This window comes from uncultured Faecalicoccus sp., assembly GCF_944325745.1.
In the GTDB taxonomy this organism is placed as follows: domain Bacteria; phylum Bacillota_I; class Bacilli_A; order Erysipelotrichales; family Erysipelotrichaceae; genus Faecalicoccus.
The window spans coordinates 1-3,162 of sequence record NZ_CALVBG010000096.1 but is presented as its reverse complement, the minus strand read 5'-3'; the positions used below and the strand labels follow the sequence as shown (position 1 = coordinate 3,162).

Genomic DNA, 3,162 nt, shown 5'->3' with positions numbered 1-3,162 from the left:
TAGCTTTTCTTGCCGTCGATCTGTACAACAGTACCGATTCCGCAAGCATCGTGTTCTCTTGGCATAAACATAAAATCTTCCTCCTTACATTCCACTTTGTCCGTAATTCGAAAGAACACGGGCACTGGGATCTTGGACATCGCATCCGTTCCAGGAGCGGTTCGGCATCCAGAAATCAACGATCATCTTCGACTGTCCCGGATAATATTTTTCGAAGATCTCCCGATACAACAGGCTTTCTTTAGTAAAGGGGGTCGCATGGACATATCGTTTTCTTCTCTTTTCAAATTCTTCATCGGTATAAAGACCCTCGGCATAGGCACAAATCGTATCGCGCAAAGAATGCCCTACGGCATCGGAAAAAGCAGCCTTTTCGCGCATTAAGATATCGTGCGGTAAGACATCATCCTTTTCAAAGGCGCGCCGAAGCAAGTATTTTCCTTTATGATAGGTATTCATCTTTTGAGAGGGATCGATGTGCATGCAGTAATCGACAAAGTCAAGGTCTCCAAAAGGGACTCGCGCCTCCATCGAATGCGAAGAAATGCAGCGGTCTGCCCGGAGCACATCGTACATATGCAGCTCCCGGATGCGTTTTTCGCTTTCCTCTTGGAAAGCCTGGGCATCGGGGGCAAAATCGGTATATTTATATCCAAAGATCTCATCCGAGATCTCACCGGTCAATAACACACGGACATCCGTTTCTTCGTGGATTTTCTGGCACAACAGATACATGCCGATGCTGGCACGGATCGTGGTGATGTCATAGGTTGCCAGCGTTTGGATCACTGGTTCGATGGCTTCTAAAACATCGTGGTCATCCATTAGATATTCATGATGTTCACTTTGGATATAGTCGGCGACTTCTTTGGCATATTTCAGATCGATCGCGTCGCTTTTCATCCCGATCGCAAAGGTGCGGATCGGTTTGTTCAAAAGTTTGGTGCTGATGGCACAAACCAAAGAAGAATCTAAGCCACCGCTCAATAAAAATCCGATCGGGGCATCGGCATCCAGCCGTTTTTGAATGCCGGCCACTAAATATTCTTTGATCTGGGCACAAGTCTCTTCTAGGGGTGCATGATGCATCGTATCGACTTGGCTCAGATCGCGATAACAGACAAAAGTGCCGTCTTTATAGTAATGTCCCGGAGGAAACGGAATGATTTTCTCGACCAGATCTACCAGGTTTTTGGGTTCTGAGGCAAACGCGATATCACCGTGTTTGTCGTATCCGTAATAGAGCGGACGGATCCCAATGGGATCTCGCGCGGCAATGATATGGTGCTCTTGAGTATCGACCAAAATACAGGCAAATTCGGCATCCAGTTCTTGAAACATGTCACAGCCTAATTCTTCATACAGCGGCAGCAAGATCTCACAGTCGCTGTCGCTTTCAAAACGGACCCCATTTTCTTCCAGACGGCGTTTGATCGAACGAAACCCATAGATCTCGCCATTACACACGACCCAGTTTCCCTGATAAGAAAACGGCTGCATCCCGCTTTCTGTCAGCCCCATGATCGAAAGCCTCTGAAACCCTAAGATCCCGCCTTCGACCTTCTGGATCCGCATCGCATCAGGACCTCTAGATATCGTCGGCACCAAAGACCGTTTTACCGTTTCCAAGTCAGCCTGAGAGCTGAAATAACCGAAGATCGTACACATAACAATCATCCTTCCTAAAAGTACGGAATCCGGCAGTATAGTTTACTGCCGGGATTCTTTTGAAAAATCTTTTTCAAGATTCTATAGAATGCCAAACAACAATTTCCCATAAGTTGGAAACGGCCATTGGGATTCATCCACCAGTGTTTCCAGTTCATCACATGGTTTTCGCAAAGCATCCATCGCGGATAAGATCTCGTCGCGAACAAAGAAGGCCGCTTGTTCAAAATCTTCAATATGATGCAGACGATTAGTTTTTTCTTCCAATGCCTGACAGGCTTGATAGGCTGCCTGGATCTTTTTGGAGATCTTTTTCACCGTTTCTTTTTCGTAAGTTGATTCGATCTCTTCACAGACGGCTCGCTGCGAAAGGATCGCATCGGATAACTGTTTCGCATATTGAGCGGCTGCCGGTAAGATCTCTTTTTGGGCCATATTGATCATCGTCAAAGCTTCGATGTTGATGATCTTTGTATATTCTTCCATGGTGATCTCATAACGAGACATCATTTCTTCTCTATCTAAAACGTGCATTCTTTCAAAGAGTTCGATATTTTCTTCATGGATAAAGTAAGGCAGAGCATCGGGAGTTGTATGAAGGTTTAGAAGATCACGTTTCTCTGCCTCTTCGATCCATGAATCATCATATCCGTTTCCGTTAAAAATGATCCGTTTATGATGCTTCAGCGTGTTTTTGATCAGATCGTGCAGCGCCGCTTCAAAATCAACAGAACCTTCCAAGATATCCGCAAACTGACGAAGTTCATCCGCGACGACCGTATTGATCACAAAGTTGCAGCCGGAGATGGAGGAGTTAGATCCCGGCATACGGAATTCAAATTTATTTCCGGTAAACGCAAACGGTGAAGTACGGTTGCGATCCGTTGTATCCAAAGGAAGCTTAGGAAGTACGCTGGCACCGATCTTCATCAGTTTATGTTCAGCTCCGTCATAAGGGGTTTCGTTGACGATTGCTTCTAAGACATCGTTAAGTTCATCCCCTAAAAATACAGAAATGATGGCTGGCGGGGCTTCGTTGGCGCCTAAGCGATGATCATTGCCGGCACTGGCCACACTTAAGCGAAGCAGATCCTGGTGTTCATCGACCGCTTTGATGATGGCAGCCAGGAACAATAAGAACTGAGCATTTTCATAAGGTGTATCTCCAGGTTCTAAGAGATTCTTTCCCGTGTTGGTGGAAATCGACCAGTTATTATGTTTTCCGGAACCGTTGATGCCTTCAAACGGTTTTTCATGAAGCAGGGCGACCATGTCGTGTTTCTTTGCGATGCGCTGGATCAACTCCATCGTCAACTGGTTATGATCGGTTGCGATGTTGGTCGTTGAGAAGACAGGGGCCAATTCGTGCTGGGCCGGAGCCACTTCGTTATGTTCGGTCTTGGCTGAAACTCCCAGTTCCCACAGTTGTTCATTCAAATCTTTCATGAAGGCCTGCACTCGGGATTTGATCGTTCCAAAATAGTGATCTTCCAT

Annotated in this window: 2 protein-coding genes; both read right to left on the bottom strand. The window is 46.2% G+C overall.

All coding sequences use genetic code 11. From position 1 onward, the window contains the following. Positions 1-84: 84 nt before the first annotated feature. Positions 85-1,668: an asparagine synthase B gene (gene asnB / locus Q0J48_RS06935; protein WP_296242760.1), complete on the bottom strand. Its 1,584-nt coding sequence runs from the start codon at positions 1,666-1,668 to the stop codon at positions 85-87. Between the two features lie 81 nt (positions 1,669-1,749). Beyond that, positions 1,750-3,162 (bottom strand): glutamine synthetase type III (locus Q0J48_RS06930; RefSeq protein ID WP_296242759.1); only part of this gene is annotated, 1,413 nt, incomplete at its 5' end.

Bases quoted from the DNA above. Each gene is read 5' to 3' on its own strand.
- asnB (WP_296242760.1), bottom strand. From the start codon at position 1,668: ATGTGTACGATCTTCGGTTATTTCAGCTCTCAGGCTGACTTGGAAACG.